This is a genomic window from Halomicrobium urmianum (genome assembly GCF_020217425.1).
Taxonomy (GTDB): Archaea; Halobacteriota; Halobacteria; order Halobacteriales; family Haloarculaceae; genus Halomicrobium; species Halomicrobium urmianum.
This window is the reverse complement of the sequence record NZ_CP084090.1, coordinates 2,489,170-2,505,304: the sequence shown is the minus strand read 5'-3', so window position 1 is coordinate 2,505,304 and position 16,135 is coordinate 2,489,170. Positions and strand designations below refer to the sequence as shown.

The window sequence follows — 16,135 nt, the reverse complement described above, 5'->3', positions numbered from 1 at the left end:
AAATTGAACGCACTGACACACTCGAGGGGCACCCCGGGTGCCCCTCGATGTGTAACTAGTTTCAATTTCTACTATACAACAGTCCGTATCACTCGATCCGCCCGCTGGCGAGCCGGAGGTAGCCGCCGGCCAGCCGCCGCTCCCGGTAGTCGACCGCGCGCTCGCGCAGCCGGTCGTGGGCCGCGTCGACGCGGCGCTGGTGGCCGGTCGCCACCTCGCCCGGGCGCTGCTTGTCCGTCGACGAGAGCCAGACGAACGCGCGGTAGGCGGCGTTCGGCGGGCGGGCCCACGCCCGATCGCTGGGCGCGAAGTGCAGGAAGGCCGCGCGTCCGCCGGGCCGAACGAGGTCGCACCACCGGTCGACGACGGCGGCGGGGTCGGCGAACATCCCCGCGACGAACGTCGCCAGCAGGCCGTCGACCGGGACGGCGATCGGCGGGCGTACGGCGTCGGCCTGGAGCAGGTCGGCGTCGCCGCGTCCGCGCGCTCGCTCCAGCATCGCCCGGGTCGCGTCGAGACCGATCACGCGACCCTCCGGTCGGACTGCCCGCCGCGCGTGCGGGAGGTTCGCGCCCGTGCCGCAGCCCATCTCGACGACGGCGTCTCCGGGCGACAGTGCGAGCGCGTTGACGGCGGCCGCCCGCCAGGACCGGACGCCGGGGAGGCGGGCGAGCGCGTCGTAGAGCCGGGCCCAGCGGGCGTAGAACCGCCGCGCGTCCGTCACGCGACGTCCCGGACCATCCCGGCCACGGTCGGCGCGTCGGGGCCGAGCAGGTAGACGATCGGTTCGACGCCGAACCCGCCAGTGTGGTAGAGCACGTCGGCGTCGGGCGCGTCCGCCAGCGCCGCTGCGACGGCCGCGTCGAGGTCGTCCGGCCCGTCCCCGTCGGGCGCGTCCGCCAGGTCGGCCTGTCCCTCGAACTCCACCGTCTCGTAGCCCGCGGCGTCCAGCTCCGCAAGCAGGTCCTCGTCGTAGGCCACGTTCAGCGTCGCCCGCGCGTCGCTGCCGGCCGCCCGCGCGGCGAGCAGGACGTTAGCCACGTGCTCGCTGACGCCGAACTCCGGCTCGGCGGGGATCGTCGCTCGCCCCTTGACGTCGACGATGCGGCCGGGGACGGCGGCCACGTCCTCGACGCCGCCGGCGTCCGAGAGGGCCTCGGCGAGGTTCGATCCGACCGCGGGGATCAGCGTCGCGAAGCCGCTCGTGTTCTCCAGCACGCGCAGCCCCCGCCGCACCGAGGCCAGCACCTGCTCGGCCTCGCGGAGGTCGCTGTCGGGGTCGTGGACCGCGTACTCGCCCTCGAGCTCGGCCAGCGCGGGCACGGCCTCCTCGTGGAGTTGCGCGAGGGGACCGCCGCGCTCCATCTCCCTGATCAGCACCTCCGACTCGACCAGCGCCTGAACGGGCCGCATCTCGCCGCTGGCCAGCCCCTCGGCGACGCGGTCGACCAGGTCACGCAGGTCGTCGTCGTTCAGGAACCGCTCGTTGCGCTCGACGTCGCCGTGGACGTACTTCGAGACCGCGCTCTGGCTGATCCCGAGCAGGTCCGCGACCTCCGACTGCGTGAGCCCCCGCTCGCGGAGCGCGTCGGCCAGCAGCGACCGGTAGGTCGGGAGGAACTCGTCGACGACGATCTCCTCGACGAAGCGCATCAGCGATCACCGCCCCCGTGAACGCGACCGATCATCTACTGGTCCCCGCCGAATTCTCTGTCTCCCTCAATCTTCGAGGCCTGCGGCCCGCTCTGGTCCTGATACTTCGAGCCGCGCTCCTCGCCGTAGGGCCGTTCGGCGGGCGTCTTGAGCTCGGTGAAGGTGAGCTGTGAGATGCGCATGCCGGGGGTGAGCGCGACGGGGGCGGTCCCGAGATTCGACAGTTCGAGGGTGATGCGGCCCTGGAATCCGGGATCGCACAGACCTGCTGTGGCATGCACTACCACGGCAAGCCTACCCAATGAAGAGCGGCCCTCGACGTGGGCGATCAGGTCCGGGGGGATCTCCACGCGCTCGCGGGTCGTCCCGAGCACGAAGTCACCGGGGTGGAGGATGAACTCGCCGTCCTCCTCGACGGTGACGAGGTCGGTGTACTCCTCGGTCTCCTTCTCGCTGTTGGGGTGGATGCAGGGGATGTTGGCGTGCTGGAACTCGAGGAAGTCCCGGCCGAGGCGGAGGTCGACGCTGGCCGGCTGGACCTGGATGTCGGGGTCGTCGAGCGGTTCGATCACGAGGTCGCCCGCCTCGAGTCGCCGCAGGATGTCCGCGTCCGAGAGGATCATACCCCCAGCACGGGCAGGGGAAACCGAAAGCGTTCCGGACTGCCCCGGTGGGCCGGGGTAGGCAGTGCCGGCGAATAGCGCAGGTGGGGGCACGCCTTTATCCGTGGAGGCCCCGCATCCGGTATGAAGCAGGCCATCGTCGCCCGAGCCGACCTGGGAATGGGCGAGGGGAAACTGGCGGCACAGGTCGCCCACGCCTCGCTCATGGCCTACGAGGACGCCGTCGACGGCGCTCGCTCCGAGTGGAAGGGGCAGGGCCAGAAGAAGGTCGTCCTCAAGGCGTCGGGCGAGGAGGAGCTGTTCCGCCTGGCCGATTCGGCCGAGCGGGAGGGCCTGCCGCACGCGGTCGTCCGGGACGCCGGCCACACCGAGCTGGACCCGGGCACCGTCTCCGCGCTGGCCGTCGGGCCCGCCGCCGACGACCGCGTCGACGCGGTCACGGGCGACCTGTCGCTGTACTGAGCCCGACAGGCGGGCTGCGCGGAACAGAAGGCCTATAAAAGGCAAACGCTAACCCAAGGTGAACGAAAGAATGCAAGGTCAGAACCAACAGCAGGCGTACGACCGCGGGATCACTATCTTCTCCCCGGACGGACGTCTCTATCAGGTCGAGTACGCCCGCGAGGCCGTCAAGCGAGGCACCGCGAGCGTCGGCGTGCGGACCGCCGACGGCGTGGTGCTCGCCGCCGACCGGCACGCGCGGTCGCCGCTGCTCGAACGCGAGAGCATCGAGAAGATTCACAAGGCCGACGACCACGTCGGCATCGCCAGCGCCGGCCACGTGGCCGACGCCCGCCAGCTGATCGACCTCGCGCGCCGCCAGGCCCAGGTCGAGCAGCTCCGGTACGGTCAGCGCATCGGCGTCGAGCCGCTGACCAAGGAGATTACGGACTACATCCAGCAGTACACCCAGACGGGCGGCGCGCGCCCGTTCGGCGTCGCGCTGCTGGTCGGCGGCATCGAGGACGGCGAGCCCCGCCTCTTCGAGACCGACCCCTCCGGCACGCCCTACGAGTGGCAGGCCGTCGCCATCGGCGGCGACCGCGACGAGATCCAGTCGTTCCTCGAGGAGAACTACGAGGAGGAGATGGATCTGGAGAGCGGCATCGACCTCGCGCTCCGGTCGCTGGACTCCGTCAGCGACGAAGGCCTCGACGCGTCGGGCGTCGACATCGCCACGGTCGACGTCGAGACCGAGCAGTTCCGCTCGCTCGACGAGAGCGACGTCGCCGACCGCGTCGACGAGTTCGAGGACACCGGAGGTGAGGACGATGAGTGAATTCACCGAGGACCCCTACGAGCCGGAACTCGGCTCGTTCGAGGACGTCCAGGAAGGGCCGACCGACGCCGACGACGAGACGGTCGTCAAGACCGGTACCACGACCGTCGGCATCAGCACCGAGGACGGCGTCGTCATCGCGACGGACCGACGCGCCTCGCTGGGCGGCCGCTTCGTCTCCAACAAGAACGTCCAGAAGGTCGAGCAGATCCACGAGACCGCTGCGCTGACGCTCGTGGGGAGCGTCGGCGGCGCCCAGTCGTTCATCCGGACGCTGCGCTCCGAATCGGACCTCTACGAGGTCCGCCGCGGCGAGCCGATGTCCATCGAGGCGCTGGCGACGCTTGCGGGCAACTTCGCCCGCGGCGGCCCGTTCTTCGCCATCAACCCCATCCTCGGCGGCGTCGACGAGGAGGGGAGCCACGTGTTCAGTATCGACCCCGCCGGCGGCGTCCTCGAGGACGACTACACCGTCACCGGCTCCGGGACGATGGTCGCCACGGGTACCATCGAGGGCCAGTACGACCCCGAGATGAGCGTCGAGGACGCGCGAGAACTCGCCGTCAGCGCCGTCGAGGCCGCCGCCGAGCGCGACACCGGCTCCGGCAACGGCGTCGTCATCGCCGAGGTCACCGCCGACGGCGTCACCATCGACCGGTTCGACGACTACGAGTCCGCGGCCTGACGCGGTCGCTTCGTTTCGTTCTCTCTTTTCGCTCGATCCGGTAGCCGCTGCTCCGCCGTCGCTCCGCGGTCGGACTGCCGTCGCTCCGCCGTCGCTCCGCGGAACGCCAACGCTTTGACCGGCCCGGCCGACCCTCCGTCCGGATGCGCGAGGCCCACCCCATCGAGCGGGCGGTCGGGATCGACCACTACGTCAGCGACGCTGAGGGAATCGGCGGCCGCCTCCGCGACCGGCCCGCGGACTTCCGCGTGACCGAACTGGAGGCGTTCGACGCCGAACCGGTCGACGCCGACGTCGGTGCCTACCCGCACCTCGTCTGTCGAGTCACGCTGTGCAACTGGGACACCAACGACTTCGCGTCGACGCTGTCGGATCGGCTGGGCATCTCGCGCGAGCGCGTCTCCTGGGCCGGGACCAAGGACAAGCGCGCGGTGACGACCCAGCTGTTCTCCGTGAAAGACGTCGATCCGGACGACCTGCCGGAGATCGACGGCGCCGACATCGAGGTGATCGGCCGCGCCGGCCGCCCGGTCCTGTTCGGCGACCTCGCCGGCAACGGCTTCGAGATAACGGTGCGGGAGACGGACCGTCCCGACGCCGTGGCGGCCGTCACCGACGACCTGCGGGCGTTCGCTGGTGGCGACGTGGACGACTTCGCGGACGGGGAGGGTTCGACAGAGGCGACCGTCGGCGTCCCCAACTACTTCGGCCAGCAGCGTTTCGGCAGCCGCCGGCCGGTCACCCACGAGGTCGGACTGGCGATCCTCCGCGAGGACTGGGAGGGTGCGGTGATGGCCTACGTCGGGAACCCCCACGAACGAGAGCCCGAGCGGACGCGGGAGGCGCGGGCGTACATAGACGAGACCCGAGACTGGCAGGGCGCGCTCGACCGGCTGCCGCGCTCGCTTGGCTACGAGCGGTCGATCTGCCATCGACTGGTGGACAACGGCGGCGACGACGCCGAAGACTTCCGGGCGGCGCTCGAGGAGCTCCCGTCGAACCTCCAGACGCTGTTCGTCAACGCCGCGCAATCGTACCTCTTCAACCGGATCCTCTCGGAGCGCCTGGAGCGAGACCTCCCCTTCGACCGGCCCGTCGAGGGCGACGTGGTCTGTTTCTCCGATCGAGACGCTCCCGAGGGCCTTCCGCTGCCCGATCCGGACCGCACCCAGCGCGTGAGCGAGGATCGCCTGCGGACCGTCGAGCGCCACTGCGAACGTGGGCGTGCGTTCGTCACGGTCCCGCTGGTCGGGACGGAGACCGAACTCGCCGACGGCGAGCCCGGCGAGATCGAACGCGACGTACTGGACGAGGCCGGGGTCGAGCCCGCTGACTTCGACCTGCCCGGCGAGTGGCACTCCGAGGGGACGCGCCGGGCGATTCTCGTGCGGACCGACCTCGGCGTTGAGCGCGACGGCGACGCCGTCACCTTCGAGTTCTCGCTGCCGAAGGGGAGTTACGCGACCGTCCTCCTGCGGGAGTACCTCAAGCGCGACCCCGAGGCGCTGTAGGTCACCCGAGCGCGGCCCAGGCGCGGCGAGCGCTCCCGTCGAGGACGTGTCGATACGGACCTATTCGCCTCCGTCGTCTGCCGCCAGCACGCGCCGGACCCCGAGTTCGGCGAGCGGGACGGCGACGGACGCGCCGAGCAGTATCGGACCGGCGAGGACGGCGTAGAAGAGAATCGCCGCCGCCTCGCCGTTGATCCCCTGGAAGTACATCGCCGTGAGCGCCAGCGTCCCGAACAGGCAACCCCAGCCCGAACGCAGGCGATAGCGCAGGGCGGCGTACGTCGCCACTGCGCCCTCGGTCCAGAGAACCGCGCCGGTGAGGCCGACGAGCAGGAGCGTCCCGAGCGGGTTCTCGGCGGGCGACACCACGAACGCGTCGGCGACGTATCGCGGCGCGGCCCAGGTGCCGAGACCGACCACCGCGTACAGGGTTCCGCCGCCGACGGCGAACCGCTCCGGATCCGAGTCGTCGGCGCGGAGGACCACCGCGAGCGAGAGGCCCGTGACGACGGCCGCGACGGCGAGGCCCGCTGCGACCATCGCTTCGCCGGTCCCGAGGACCGGATTGGACGTCCCTTGCACGCCCCATTTATTCGATCATGCACATGCGAATTTTGCTCCCCGACTGGGCGTCACGAGTCGCCGGCGACCACGGCGAGTCCGCGCCTGACGCCGACCTCCGCGAGCGCGACGGCGAGCAGGCCGGCGATCAGTACCGGGCCGAAGAAGAGGGCGTACAGGACGAGCGGCTCCGACTCGCCGCGGACGCGCAGGAAGGCGTACAGCACCAGCGTCGTCAGTCCGAAGAGGGCGACCAGCGGCGACAGCAGGGCGTAGCGCGCGTGGAGGTACACCGGCACGGCGGCCTGCAGGCCGAGGACGACCGCGGCGAGGGCCAGGAATCCAACCAGCGTCAGCGGGTCCGCGACCATCGACTCGACGAAGGCGTCGGCGACGAACCGCACGCCGGCCCAGGCGGTCAGACAGAGGAGGGCGTAGGCGGCACCCCCCGCCAGCGCCAGGCGACGCGAGTCGCGCTCGCGGAGGGCGCTGTGCAGCGGGAGGATCGCGACGACGGTCCCAGCGGCCGCGGCGACGAGGAGGGTCGCGAGGTCGCTCCCGAGGACGGGGTCGGGCGTTCCCTGCATGAGAGCGGCTTCTGTTGCCCTCATACTCAGTCTTCTGTCGGGAAGCACGCGGCGAAGCGACACGTAAGAGCGGCAGCGACCGCGCGACTTTTGGGCTTCCTCACGAACCACCGGACATGGACTGTCGGCAGTGCGCGTCGCCGCTGGACCGACCGGGCGACTACTGCCTGGTCTGTCGGTCGCGCAACGCCGACACGGCGGTGCTGGAACTCGACCGCGAGCGGGCGACCGTGACCGCCATCGCCGACGGCGACGTGGTCGGTGCTCGCACCATCACGACCACGCCGGAGGAGGGCGGCGAGGACGGCGTGATCGAACTGCGGAACTTCGCGGGCCTGATCGCCGACGACGTCCGTCGGAAGCGTCCGGAGGAGGTGTACGTCACGGGCGACCGAGCGGTGGTCGACGCCGTCCGCGGGCAGTTGCACTACCCCTTCTACCGCGTCGAGGGCGAGGACCCCGTCGAGCGGGTCATCGAACGCCGCGGCGAACCTGCGCTGGAGGTGGTCGAGGCCGCGCCGGAGGAGAAACTCGGGGGCTCGCATTCGACGCTGGTGGGGGGTCGCGAGGGCCAGCGCGCGATCAGGACCGCGGCGGCCCACCCCCACGTCAAGAAGGTCATCCCCGGCCCCATCGACGCCGGCGGGTCGGGCTCTCGGACGGGCGTCCGGGCGAAGGCCACACGCGCCGACGAGCACGGCAACGTCCGCCTGCTGATCCGGGACGGCTCCAGCGTCCAGGAGAACCGCATCGTCACGACGGCCGGCGACCGGGAGCTGGGCGAGCACGTCCGCGCGGACCTCAACGACGCGCTGGCGGAGGCCGACCTGCGCGACTGAGCGGACCGACCCCAACTCGTAGCCTTTTTACCCCGCAACGCCGGATGGTACGGTACTATGGCCGAACAGAAGGGACGCACCGGCAGCGCCGGCCGCTTCGGCGCCCGCTACGGGCGCGTCGCTCGCCGCCGCGTCGCCGAGATCGAGGACGACATGCGCGACGAGCACGACTGCCCCAACTGCGGCGAGGAGCGCGTCGAGCGCCAGGGCACCGGTATCTGGGAGTGTGGCTACTGCGGCTACAAGTACACCGGCGGCACGTACCGCCCGCAGACCCCCGGCGGAAAGACCGTCACCCGATCGATCCGCGCCGCCCTCGCCGAGGACGACGACGAATGAGCTACAAGTGTTCACGCTGCAAGCGCGACGTGACGCTCGACGAGTACGGCGGCGTCCGCTGCCCCTACTGCGGACACCGGGTGCTCCTCAAGGAGCGCTCGCGGGACGTCAAGGAAGTCGGCGTACAGTAGCGTGAACCACGAGGCGGTTCTCTCCTTCGCGTACGACGACGCCCAGCGGGCGCGCCGGGTCGCCGCCAGCGTCCGACCTGAGGTGGGCGCGATTGCCGGCGACCGCACCCGGGCCACGCTGGAGCGCGACGGCGACGCCGTCACCGTCACGGTCGAGGCCGAGGACCTGACGGCGCTTCGCGCCGGCCTGAACACCTGGCAGCGGCTCGTCGCCGTCGCCGAGCGGGCCGGCGACGCCGCGCCGGTCTGACCGGGGTAGCGCGCTGGAGTCTCACCGTCTACTGACCCTCCGCTCGCCGTGCTCGCGGAGACACCAGCAGACACAACTATCAGTGCGCCGTGGTCCGGTCCATGGACCTTCCACAGGTCGGTCTCGGGACGATGGGCATCGAAGAGCCCGAGACGATCACGACCGCGCTGGAGATGGGGTATCGCCACCTCGACACCGCGCAGATATACGGCAACGAGGCCGTCGTCGGAGAGGGACTCGCAGCGAGCGACGTGGACCGCGAGGACGTCACCGTCGCGACGAAGCTCTGGATCGACAGTCTCGCCGCCGAGGACGTCCGCGAGGGCACCGAAGCGAGCCTCGACCGCCTCGGCCTCGACTACGTCGACCTCCTGTACGTCCACCGCCCGCGCGGCGACTACGAGCCGGGCGAGACGCTGCCGGCGCTGGACGCGGTCCGCGAGGACGGGCTCGCCCGCGAGATCGGCGTCTCGAACTTCACGCCCGATCAGCTCGCGACGGCACGCGAGCACCTCGACGAGCCCATCGCGGCCAACCAGGTAGAGTTCCACCCCTACTATCGGGAGCCCGGCGCCCTCGACGAGGCACGCGAGCACGGCTACCCCCTCGTGGCCTACTCCCCACTGATCGGCGGCGACGTCTTCGACGACACCGCGCTGGGAGAGATCGCGGAGAAGCACGGCGTCTCGCCGGCGGCGGTCAGCGTCGCGTGGCTCTGCGGGATCGACGGCGTCGTCACCATCCCGAAGGCCAGCTCCGAGGAGCACCTCCGGGCGAACCTCGCGGCGGCCGCCCTCGACTTGGACGACGAGGACGTCGCCCGAATCGAGGGCATCGACCGCGAGAAGGAGCTGTACCCGGAATAGCCGGCGCGAGCGCGCGATTTCGAGCGTGCTTCCGAACCGAAGCCAGAAGCGTGGGTTTTTCAGTCAGGCCCTCAAGGTTGGCACTATGCAGGGTAATCTGCCGCCCGAAGCACAGGAGAAGCTGGAGGAACTGCAGGACCTTCAGGAGACGGCACAGCAGGTCGCGACGCAGAAGCAGCAGGCCGAGACGCAGCTCCAGGAGTCCGAGACGGCGCTGGAGGAGCTCGACGACATCGACGAGGACGCCACCATGTACCGCGAGGTCGGCGAACTCCTCGTGAAGACCGAGTACGGCGAGGCCAAGGAGGACCTCGAGGAGAAGGTCGACAGCCTGGAAGTCCGCGTCGAGACCCTCGAAAAGCAGGAGGAGCGAGTCCGCGAGCAGTTCGAGGACCTGCAGGGCGAACTCCAGCAGATGCTCGGCGGCGGCGGTCCGGGCGGCGCTCCCGGTCCGGGCGCCGGCGGCGCGTAAATGCCGACCGACGGATCGACCGCGGGCGAGCCGTCGCCCGACGAAGCGGTCGCGGCGGCCGCCGACGCGGCCGAGGACGTCGTTTTCTCGCGGCTCGACCGGGGTGACGTCGACGATCTCGACGTGACGGTCAGCTTCGAGGACGGCGTGCTCGACGTCGACGTCTACGTGAACGCGCCGGACAGCCGCCAGGACGAGGACCGCGTGGCCGACGACGCGGCGATGGCGGCCCGCGCCGCCGTCGACGAACTGTTCGAATAGGTCGCGTTCTCGTCCCGACGCCGCCGCTCTCGGCGGCGCTCGATGTGCTCGATAGCGGCCAGCTTCCGCGTCGTCAGGCGAGGCCGGTCCGGAACGCGATCCACGCCAGCACGGAGATGAACAGGATGGGCGGGAGGATCATGAACGCCCACAGCGGGTCGAGCCCCCACCCCAGGAGCAACACGAGGTCGAACAGCCCGAGCGCGATGAACGGGGCAACGTACAGCGCCGCACGCCTGCGGTTCAGGTGGTTGTCGCCCTCCCGGAGGTCCCCGACGTCGATCCGTCCCTCGCGCTCGCTCATGGCTCACGATCGGTGCGCCAGCGCCAAAAGCGTCGCGTTCTGTACGACCCGGGAGAACCAGCCGGGAACAGCGGCGTCCCGGTGGAGGGGAACGGCGTCAGCGGCGTGAGGGGGTGGGAGCTACGCGGCGGAGGGGAACGGCGTCAGGGGGCGCGTGGACGGACTACCGGTCAGGCCGGCGTGGCGTTCCTGGCGGGGGCGTCGGTAGCGTTCCCGGCAGGGGCGTCGCCGGCGTCGGTGGCGTTGCCGTCACCCTCGTCGTCGGGCGTGACCGCACTGATCTGCTCGCCGAGCGAGCCGGTCAGGTCGCCGGCGAGCTTCTGGTTGATCAGGTCGTGGACCTCGCCCACGAAGTCAGGCACCTGATCGGGGAGGTCGGACGGCGGGCCGCGGCGGTCGGCGTCGTCGGGGCGCGCGTTCGCGTGGTCGGGGCGCGCGTTCACGTCGTCGGACTCGTTCGCTTCGGCCGCTGCGGCCGCGTCGTCGGCGGCCGTGGCGTTCGCGTGATCGTCGGCCTGTGCGGGAGCTGCGCCGGGGAGCGCCGCCGCCGTGCCCGTGAGGACGAGCACGGCGAGGACGGCGCCCGCGATGGTTTTGAGCGTCATGCTGCACCCAATGCTACTGGACCGGACCACCTTGAAGGGGGAAAACCGAAAATCCGGATTCTCTCGAGTTAAGCCGAATTGGGCGATCTCGGGGCCGATTTAATCCGGTTTAATCGGGCTAAGCGCGGTCGCCGACGTCGTCCAGCGGGCGCTGGCGGGTGTCGGCAGATCCGGTCGCCGGCGCGCGCCGGCCGCCGACGAGGTAGCCGTCGGCGGGACCGTCGTCCCACGGCGGCGCGTCCTGAAGCCACACCGGCGCGTCGGGGCGGGAGCACTCCCGCGCCCACTCGCGAGCGAGCGCCTTCGTCGGGAAGGCCCGCCAGGGCCCCTCGCGATTGACCCACTCACCGACCGCCCGCGAGCGCTTGCGCGCAGACGGCTTGACGGCGACGACGTACTCGTCTGTCACGCGGCGGGCTTGGGGCTCGAAGACCGTAGCTGTTGGCCGCGCACGGTGAAAGTGATTCTCTGAATTCGAACGGCCAGCCGGGTCTCTCCGGCTGTTCGCACTCGTAGTCTCGCCAGCCCAACCGGACGCGGCCGTTCCGGGCGACGGGTGGGCTTTTCATACCCGGGTGCCTAATCGTTGGATATGGAACACGAGGCCACGGTGGAAGGCGTCGGGATCGGCGTCGGCGAGGAGGGATCCGGCGCGCCGGTCGTCCTGCTGCGGGCCCGCGACGAGGTGATCCCCATCTTCGTCAGCTCGGACCAGGCCCAGTCGATGCAGCTGGCCATCGAGGGGGAGCCCTTCGAGCGGCCGCTGACCCACGACCTGATGGTGGAGATGATCGCCGAGTTCGGCGCGGCCGTCGACCGCGTCCGCATCGACGACCTCGCGGACGGCACCTTCTACGCGAAGATCGACACCGAGCAGTACCTGGGAGACCGCCGCAAGGAGATGGTGTTCGACGCTCGCCCCTCCGACGGCATCGCCATCTCGCTGCGAGTGGACTGCCCGCTGATCGTCTCCGACGAGGTGGTCGACGAGGCCGGCCAGCCGCCGGAGGCCTTCGAGGAGGCCGCCGAGGAAGGGAACGACGACGAGAACGACTTCAAGCTATAGGACGCCTGGCGGTCGCCTCGTCTTCTGCGTTTCTGACCGATCGCTCGACGGGCCGCCTTCCGTACCCGCAAGGCCCTGTGGTGTGAGAACGTTCAGCGTGGTCGACGCCCGCGAGTACCACGAGCGGACGAAGCTCTCGGGATCTACGAGGCCAGGGCGGTCGCCGCTGCTACTGGCGGCTACGCCGGTGTCGGTCTCGTCACTGTCGATCTCGACAGCGGGGTCGGCCGCGGAACCGTCACAGATCCCCTTCGGTGAGCCGCTCGGCGTCCGCCCTGGCGGACTCGAAAGTCTCCTCTCCCCACCGGCGCAAGTCGTCGTTCGTCGACTGGAGGAGCGCCCGCGGGATCCCGTCGTCGTCCATCCCGCCGATCTCGACGCCGTCCTCGTCCGGGAGTCCGAGGTAGTACGGGAGGGGATCCGGCGAGACGAAGACGTCGAGGCGACCGGTCGCGAGCTGCTCCCGCAACAGCTCCTCGAAGGGGTCCGAGCGGACGGTCTCGCTGACTGCCGGGGAGACGACGATACTGGCGGTGAGCTCTCCGGCCGTGATTCGGTCGTGGACGAGTTCCGTTCCGTCGCGTTCGATGGCGGGGAGGAAGCCGCGGAACCGCTCCGCGGTCCGGACGGTCTCGGTCTGTGTCTGTGCAGGGGCGTACGGATCCGCCTCGGTCGCCACCGTCAGGGTACCGCCTTCCAGCCACGCCAGGTCCACGTCCAGCGCCGACGGCGGTAGCCACCGAAGCAGTGGCGTGTACGTCTCGACGCGCTCGACGCGTTCGACGAACTGGCCGAAGACGTCGACCATCAGTTCGCCGGCCGGGGTGATGCGATACCCGTCCGTCGTCGATTCGACCCAGCCGCGTTCGAGGAATCCCTCGAGCGTTCGACGCACGGTCGACCGAGAGGCGTCGACCTCCGAGCGCACGTCCCGACGGGTCACGGTTCCCTGCTCGACGAGCACACGGAGCGTCTCTATCCGGTGCTCCGAAGCCGCGAGAAAATCGATGACTTGCGGCGGTGACCCATCGCCGTCGCCGCTCCCGTTCATTCGACTTCCGCACCGGTATCGGAGCAGTCACGACCCGAGTCGACCCGGGACCCACTCGAACCAGATTGACGACTGTTCATGAGTACCGTTTGGCCAATACTATTATATACGACTTTCCACTGTGTGCGTCAGTGCACACGCAGTGACCTAATGGGCGGTTGGTGGCTTACCCACAGGTAAGATGGGTGCGCGAGACGATTTCTTCGACGCGATAGCCGTCCGAGAGCGCCGGCGACTGTTGACTGCACTCCTCGAACGCGAGGACCCAGTCCCGATCGAGGAACTGGTTCAATCGTGCGAAGCGGAGGAACAGTCCGTCCGTCTCCTCCACACTCACGTTCCGAAACTGGAGGAGAACGGGTACGTCGAGTGGAAGCAAGAGGCGCAATCGCTCGAGAAAGGGCCGGCGTTCGACGAAATTCGGCCGGCCCTCCGGATGCTACGGGAGCACGAAGAAGCGTTGCCGAACGGATGGCCGTGATCGGACCTGGACCCCCGGCGGTCCTCTCGATTCAGGTCACGCCGACGAAACTGGGAGTCCGTTAGACGATCCTCGCGGCTCACGGATCGCTTCGCTCACTCCCGCTCGCTCAAGCCGAGGTCGCTCACTCCGTTCGCGATCTCGTGTCAGTCGTCGGCGGGCGACGCGTCGCGGGAGGTCACGTCGACGGGGTCGGCGTCGACGCCGAGTTCGTCGATGGCCTCCTGGGCGGCGCGCTTGCCGGAGACGAGCATAGCGCCGAAGGTCGGGCCCATGCGCGGGAGGCCGTAGGTGGTCGCGGTGGCCATGCCGGTGACGACGAGGCCGTCGTGGGCGAGGCCGGTGTGCTCGACGACGGCGTCCTCGCTCTCGCCGACCCACATGGAGTCGTGGCCGGGCGAGTCGTGGCCGGGGGCGCCGTAGGAGTCGTCGCCGGTCTGGTCCATGCCGCTGGCCTCGTCCTCGAGGCCGGGCGCGTTCAGGACGCCGCGCTCGTCGAGCTTCTTGACCGCCATCGCGTCGTGGCCGGTCGCGTCGATGACGAGGTCGGCCTCGACGGCGATGGGGTCGACGCAGGTGATTTCGCGGGGCAGCGCGTGGACCGGCGTCCAGTTCATGACGATGCCGCCGACCTTGTGATCCTCGCGGATGACGATGTCGGTGAACTCCGTCATGTTCTGCATCTTGGCGCCGGCGTCGCAGGCGGCCTTGATGAGGCCGGAACAGGCCTCCGGGCCGTTGGCGACGTAGAGGCCCTCGCTGTCCTTGGACTGCTTGTAGTCGACGTCGAGCTCGTCGAGGACCTGCTGGGCCGGGTCGCGCACGGTGACCTTGTTCATCAGGAAGCCGCCCAGCCAGAAGCCCCCGCCGAGGTAGTTGTTCTTCTCGACGACCATCGTCTGGACGCCGCGCTCGGACAGTTCCTTTGCGGCCATCAGACCGGAGGGGCCGCCGCCGACGATGATGACGTCCGAGTCGGAGAAGTCCATGAACTCCTCGGTCCACTCCTGGCCGATTGCCCGCGTGACTTCCGCCTCACCGACGTCGCTGAACTGATCGAAGCCGTCCTGGCTCATATTAGCTGGTAATAGCACCAGGTGGTAAACCACTTTCGTTATACTCTGCCTGTCGAATCCGGTTGTTCGAGGGCCGAATCCCGGACGTTCGGCCGCTCTGGGCCTCACGGGCACGGCGCGGTGGACTTTTGACCGGGCTGGCCGAAGACGCCGCCATGTCGCTGCGGCTCCCGAGCGAGATCGTTGTCGAGCGGTTCCTGCCGACGGCGCGGGCCGTGCTGGCGCGAGCCCTGGCCGAGCGGGGTCTCACCCAGCGGGAGATCGCCGCCCACCTCGGCGTGACCCAGGCCGCGGTGAGCACGTACGTCAGCGGCGACCCCGACCTGGAGGAGCGGTTCAGCGGGGACGAGCGCCTGCGGCGGACCGTCGAGCGGATCGCCGACGGGTTCGCGTCCGGGTCGACGGGCGGCTACGAGGCGCTCGCGGAGCTGCTAGAGCTGATCCGGGCCTTCGAGGACCGCGGCCCGATCTGCGCGGTCCACGAGGAGGAGATGCCCGCGCTGGAAGGGCTGGGCTGTGACCTCTGCGTCCGCGGCGCGGACGGCGCCGTGCTGGCCGAGCGCGAGGCGCTGGACGCGGTCCGGCGGGCCTCCCGTCGGCTGGCGGACGCTCCCGCGACGATCGATCACGTCCCCAACGTCGGGACGAACGTGGGCACGGCGGTCCCGGACGCCGAGGACGCGACGGACGTGGCGGCCGTGCCCGGACGCCTCCAGGCGGTGAACTCGCGCGTGCTGGTCCCCGCGGACCCGGAGTTCGGCGCGTCCCAGCGCGTGGCCACGACGATTCTCGCCGCGATGGCCGTCGACCCCGACGTCAGGGGAGCGCTGAACCTCGCCACGTCGGACGCGCTGCTCGACGCGGCCCGGGACCGGGGGATCGACCCGCTGGCGTTTGACGCCGGCTACGAGGACCGCGACGAGCGCCTCCGAGAACGCTTCCGCGAGCGCGGCCGTCCCGCGCGGGTCTGCTACCACGAGGGCGCATTCGGCATCGAGCCCGTGACCTACGTCCTCGGCGAGACGGCGACGGAGGCGGCGGAACTGGCGGTCGAACTGGTCGAGGGAGCTTCGGCGTGACCTGCGGGCGTCGAGTCGGGCCCCCGGATCACTGGGCCCGGCCGACGTCGACGTCCTCGCCCGGTTCGTCTTGGCGACCCCGGTAGGTGTCGATTCCCAGCACGTCGTTGAGCGGACACCGCTGCGTGAACCCCGTGACGAGCAGGACGAGGCCGACCAGCAGGGCGCCAACGATCAGGGCTGCGCCCAGCAGTCCCGTCACTGTGACGACGCCAGCGAGGACGGCTACGGCGACGAGCAGGAGTATCGGTCCCACCACGAGCCGAGCGATGCGGTCGTATCCACCGACGTTCTTCTCCATGGCACGTCGACCTTCGTCCCCTCGACACATAGAAGCGTCGTATGTTGGCACGTACCAATCGACAAAGCGGAGACGAGGTCGCTCGCAGTAGATCGCTCCCGTTCCCCCCGAAGCC

25 protein-coding genes are annotated in these 16,135 nt (G+C 70.0%); 14 read left to right on the top strand and 11 right to left on the bottom strand.

Going from position 1 to position 16,135, the window contains the following annotated elements:
* Window positions 1–88 precede the first annotated feature (88 nt).
* From LCY71_RS12530 to dcd, 3 genes are read right to left on the bottom strand one after another with little or no spacing between them, the layout of a single operon-like run.
* The gene (locus tag LCY71_RS12530) at window positions 89–724 is read right to left on the bottom strand and encodes a class I SAM-dependent methyltransferase (RefSeq protein WP_225333485.1); all 636 of its coding nucleotides are present in this window, start codon (window positions 722–724) and stop codon (window positions 89–91) included.
* Window positions 721–1,653 carry a thiamine-phosphate synthase family protein gene (locus tag LCY71_RS12525; protein ID WP_225333484.1) on the bottom strand — a complete coding sequence of 311 codons (933 nt, stop codon included), beginning with the start codon at window positions 1,651–1,653 and terminating at the stop codon, window positions 721–723. The genes LCY71_RS12530 and LCY71_RS12525 overlap by 4 nt, the downstream gene beginning before the upstream one ends.
* Window positions 1,654–1,688: 35 nt before the next feature.
* A complete protein-coding gene (gene dcd / locus LCY71_RS12520) occupies window positions 1,689–2,276 on the bottom strand; it encodes a dCTP deaminase (RefSeq protein ID WP_225333483.1) in 588 nt (195 codons plus the stop codon).
* A 123-nt stretch (window positions 2,277–2,399) separates the two neighbouring features.
* Here dcd and pth2 point away from each other — a divergent pair, with 123 nt between their 5' ends.
* The 4 genes from pth2 to truD all read left to right on the top strand — a co-directional run bounded on the left by pth2 (window position 2,400) and on the right by truD (window position 5,751).
* Window positions 2,400–2,738 (top strand): peptidyl-tRNA hydrolase Pth2, encoded by a 339-nt coding sequence (gene pth2, locus LCY71_RS12515; RefSeq protein ID WP_225333482.1) that lies wholly within the window; start codon window positions 2,400–2,402, stop codon window positions 2,736–2,738.
* Between the two features lie 70 nt (window positions 2,739–2,808).
* Entirely contained in the window at window positions 2,809–3,555 is a 747-nt protein-coding gene (psmA, locus tag LCY71_RS12510; protein ID WP_225333481.1) for an archaeal proteasome endopeptidase complex subunit alpha, read from the top strand.
* Complete coding sequence (psmB, locus tag LCY71_RS12505; RefSeq protein WP_225333480.1) at window positions 3,548–4,240, top strand: archaeal proteasome endopeptidase complex subunit beta; 693 nt, start codon at window positions 3,548–3,550, stop codon at window positions 4,238–4,240. The genes psmA and psmB overlap by 8 nt, the downstream gene beginning before the upstream one ends.
* Window positions 4,241–4,383: 143 nt before the next feature.
* Complete coding sequence (gene truD, locus LCY71_RS12500) at window positions 4,384–5,751, top strand: tRNA pseudouridine(13) synthase TruD (RefSeq protein ID WP_225333479.1); 1,368 nt, start codon at window positions 4,384–4,386, stop codon at window positions 5,749–5,751.
* A gap of 60 nt (window positions 5,752–5,811) precedes the next feature.
* Here truD and LCY71_RS12495 read toward each other — a convergent pair whose 3' ends face one another.
* Both LCY71_RS12495 and LCY71_RS12490 read right to left on the bottom strand, forming a co-directional pair.
* Complete coding sequence (locus LCY71_RS12495) at window positions 5,812–6,333, bottom strand: hypothetical protein (RefSeq protein ID WP_225333478.1); 522 nt, start codon at window positions 6,331–6,333, stop codon at window positions 5,812–5,814.
* 50 nt (window positions 6,334–6,383) lie between these two features.
* Entirely contained in the window at window positions 6,384–6,923 is a 540-nt protein-coding gene (locus tag LCY71_RS12490) for a hypothetical protein (RefSeq protein WP_225333477.1), read from the bottom strand.
* A gap of 92 nt (window positions 6,924–7,015) precedes the next feature.
* Between LCY71_RS12490 and LCY71_RS12485 the strand changes: the two genes are divergently transcribed.
* The 7 genes from LCY71_RS12485 to LCY71_RS12455 all read left to right on the top strand — a co-directional run bounded on the left by LCY71_RS12485 (window position 7,016) and on the right by LCY71_RS12455 (window position 10,057).
* Entirely contained in the window at window positions 7,016–7,738 is a 723-nt protein-coding gene (locus LCY71_RS12485) for a DUF2103 domain-containing protein (RefSeq protein WP_225333476.1), read from the top strand.
* 57 nt (window positions 7,739–7,795) lie between these two features.
* Complete coding sequence (locus LCY71_RS12480) at window positions 7,796–8,077, top strand: 50S ribosomal protein L37ae (RefSeq protein WP_225333475.1); 282 nt, start codon at window positions 7,796–7,798, stop codon at window positions 8,075–8,077.
* On the top strand, window positions 8,074–8,208 hold the full coding sequence (locus tag LCY71_RS12475) for a DNA-directed RNA polymerase subunit P (protein WP_225333474.1): 135 nt from the start codon (window positions 8,074–8,076) through the stop codon (window positions 8,206–8,208). Before LCY71_RS12480 ends, LCY71_RS12475 begins: the two co-directional genes overlap by 4 nt.
* Before the next feature lies 1 nt (window position 8,209).
* Window positions 8,210–8,458, top strand: a complete 249-nt coding sequence (locus LCY71_RS12470) for a KEOPS complex subunit Pcc1 (protein WP_225333473.1) — start codon at window positions 8,210–8,212, stop codon at window positions 8,456–8,458.
* A 101-nt stretch (window positions 8,459–8,559) separates the two neighbouring features.
* Entirely contained in the window at window positions 8,560–9,324 is a 765-nt protein-coding gene (locus tag LCY71_RS12465; RefSeq protein ID WP_225333472.1) for an aldo/keto reductase, read from the top strand.
* 85 nt (window positions 9,325–9,409) lie between these two features.
* Window positions 9,410–9,796, top strand: coding sequence for a prefoldin subunit beta (locus LCY71_RS12460; RefSeq protein WP_225333471.1), 387 nt, complete (start codon window positions 9,410–9,412; stop codon window positions 9,794–9,796).
* Window positions 9,797–10,057 (top strand): DUF3194 domain-containing protein, encoded by a 261-nt coding sequence (locus LCY71_RS12455; protein ID WP_225333470.1) that lies wholly within the window; start codon window positions 9,797–9,799, stop codon window positions 10,055–10,057.
* A 73-nt stretch (window positions 10,058–10,130) separates the two neighbouring features.
* Here the strand turns inward: LCY71_RS12455 and LCY71_RS12450 are convergent, their stop codons facing one another.
* From LCY71_RS12450 to LCY71_RS12440, 3 genes are all read right to left on the bottom strand, one after another.
* A complete protein-coding gene (locus LCY71_RS12450) occupies window positions 10,131–10,361 on the bottom strand; it encodes a DUF8142 family protein (RefSeq protein WP_225333469.1) in 231 nt (76 codons plus the stop codon).
* Window positions 10,362–10,531: 170 nt separating this feature from the next.
* Window positions 10,532–10,966, bottom strand: coding sequence for a hypothetical protein (locus LCY71_RS12445; RefSeq protein WP_225333468.1), 435 nt, complete (start codon window positions 10,964–10,966; stop codon window positions 10,532–10,534).
* Between the two features lie 118 nt (window positions 10,967–11,084).
* Window positions 11,085–11,375 (bottom strand): DUF8081 domain-containing protein, encoded by a 291-nt coding sequence (locus tag LCY71_RS12440; RefSeq protein WP_225333467.1) that lies wholly within the window; start codon window positions 11,373–11,375, stop codon window positions 11,085–11,087.
* Window positions 11,376–11,558: 183 nt separating this feature from the next.
* On the opposite strand from LCY71_RS12440, the gene LCY71_RS12435 reads away from it, so the two are divergent.
* Entirely contained in the window at window positions 11,559–12,032 is a 474-nt protein-coding gene (locus LCY71_RS12435; protein WP_225333466.1) for a bifunctional nuclease family protein, read from the top strand.
* A gap of 238 nt (window positions 12,033–12,270) precedes the next feature.
* On the opposite strand, the gene LCY71_RS12430 is transcribed toward LCY71_RS12435, so the two are convergent.
* Window positions 12,271–13,083 (bottom strand): helix-turn-helix transcriptional regulator, encoded by an 813-nt coding sequence (locus tag LCY71_RS12430; RefSeq protein ID WP_225333465.1) that lies wholly within the window; start codon window positions 13,081–13,083, stop codon window positions 12,271–12,273.
* 181 nt (window positions 13,084–13,264) lie between these two features.
* Between LCY71_RS12430 and LCY71_RS12425 the strand changes: the two genes are divergently transcribed.
* Window positions 13,265–13,564 (top strand): DUF7344 domain-containing protein, encoded by a 300-nt coding sequence (locus LCY71_RS12425; protein ID WP_444542721.1) that lies wholly within the window; start codon window positions 13,265–13,267, stop codon window positions 13,562–13,564.
* A gap of 146 nt (window positions 13,565–13,710) precedes the next feature.
* Here LCY71_RS12425 and LCY71_RS12420 read toward each other — a convergent pair whose 3' ends face one another.
* Window positions 13,711–14,640, bottom strand: a complete 930-nt coding sequence (locus LCY71_RS12420) for a sulfide-dependent adenosine diphosphate thiazole synthase (protein ID WP_225333463.1) — start codon at window positions 14,638–14,640, stop codon at window positions 13,711–13,713.
* 155 nt (window positions 14,641–14,795) lie between these two features.
* Between LCY71_RS12420 and LCY71_RS12415 the strand changes: the two genes are divergently transcribed.
* Window positions 14,796–15,719 carry a thiamine-phosphate synthase family protein gene (locus LCY71_RS12415; RefSeq protein ID WP_225333462.1) on the top strand — a complete coding sequence of 308 codons (924 nt, stop codon included), beginning with the start codon at window positions 14,796–14,798 and terminating at the stop codon, window positions 15,717–15,719.
* Between the two features lie 28 nt (window positions 15,720–15,747).
* Here LCY71_RS12415 and LCY71_RS12410 read toward each other — a convergent pair whose 3' ends face one another.
* Complete coding sequence (locus LCY71_RS12410; protein WP_225333461.1) at window positions 15,748–16,020, bottom strand: YgaP family membrane protein; 273 nt, start codon at window positions 16,018–16,020, stop codon at window positions 15,748–15,750.
* Window positions 16,021–16,135 lie beyond the last annotated feature (115 nt).

Bases quoted from the DNA above. Each gene is read 5' to 3' on its own strand.
- LCY71_RS12525 (WP_225333484.1), bottom strand. From the start codon at position 1,653: ATGCGCTTCGTCGAGGAGATCGTCGTCGACGAGTTCCTCCCGACCTAC.
- dcd (WP_225333483.1), bottom strand. From the start codon at position 2,276: ATGATCCTCTCGGACGCGGACATCCTGCGGCGACTCGAGGCGGGCGAC.
- pth2 (WP_225333482.1), top strand. From the start codon at position 2,400: ATGAAGCAGGCCATCGTCGCCCGAGCCGACCTGGGAATGGGCGAGGGG.
- psmA (WP_225333481.1), top strand. From the start codon at position 2,809: ATGCAAGGTCAGAACCAACAGCAGGCGTACGACCGCGGGATCACTATC.
- psmB (WP_225333480.1), top strand. From the start codon at position 3,548: ATGAGTGAATTCACCGAGGACCCCTACGAGCCGGAACTCGGCTCGTTC.
- truD (WP_225333479.1), top strand. From the start codon at position 4,384: ATGCGCGAGGCCCACCCCATCGAGCGGGCGGTCGGGATCGACCACTAC.
- LCY71_RS12490 (WP_225333477.1), bottom strand. From the start codon at position 6,923: ATGAGGGCAACAGAAGCCGCTCTCATGCAGGGAACGCCCGACCCCGTC.
- LCY71_RS12485 (WP_225333476.1), top strand. From the start codon at position 7,016: ATGGACTGTCGGCAGTGCGCGTCGCCGCTGGACCGACCGGGCGACTAC.
- LCY71_RS12480 (WP_225333475.1), top strand. From the start codon at position 7,796: ATGGCCGAACAGAAGGGACGCACCGGCAGCGCCGGCCGCTTCGGCGCC.
- LCY71_RS12475 (WP_225333474.1), top strand. From the start codon at position 8,074: ATGAGCTACAAGTGTTCACGCTGCAAGCGCGACGTGACGCTCGACGAG.
- LCY71_RS12465 (WP_225333472.1), top strand. From the start codon at position 8,560: ATGGACCTTCCACAGGTCGGTCTCGGGACGATGGGCATCGAAGAGCCC.
- LCY71_RS12460 (WP_225333471.1), top strand. From the start codon at position 9,410: ATGCAGGGTAATCTGCCGCCCGAAGCACAGGAGAAGCTGGAGGAACTG.
- LCY71_RS12455 (WP_225333470.1), top strand. From the start codon at position 9,797: ATGCCGACCGACGGATCGACCGCGGGCGAGCCGTCGCCCGACGAAGCG.
- LCY71_RS12450 (WP_225333469.1), bottom strand. From the start codon at position 10,361: ATGAGCGAGCGCGAGGGACGGATCGACGTCGGGGACCTCCGGGAGGGC.
- LCY71_RS12445 (WP_225333468.1), bottom strand. From the start codon at position 10,966: ATGACGCTCAAAACCATCGCGGGCGCCGTCCTCGCCGTGCTCGTCCTC.
- LCY71_RS12435 (WP_225333466.1), top strand. From the start codon at position 11,559: ATGGAACACGAGGCCACGGTGGAAGGCGTCGGGATCGGCGTCGGCGAG.
- LCY71_RS12430 (WP_225333465.1), bottom strand. From the start codon at position 13,083: ATGAACGGGAGCGGCGACGGCGATGGGTCACCGCCGCAAGTCATCGAT.
- LCY71_RS12425 (WP_444542721.1), top strand. From the start codon at position 13,265: ATGGGTGCGCGAGACGATTTCTTCGACGCGATAGCCGTCCGAGAGCGC.
- LCY71_RS12420 (WP_225333463.1), bottom strand. From the start codon at position 14,640: ATGAGCCAGGACGGCTTCGATCAGTTCAGCGACGTCGGTGAGGCGGAA.
- LCY71_RS12415 (WP_225333462.1), top strand. From the start codon at position 14,796: ATGTCGCTGCGGCTCCCGAGCGAGATCGTTGTCGAGCGGTTCCTGCCG.
- LCY71_RS12410 (WP_225333461.1), bottom strand. From the start codon at position 16,020: ATGGAGAAGAACGTCGGTGGATACGACCGCATCGCTCGGCTCGTGGTG.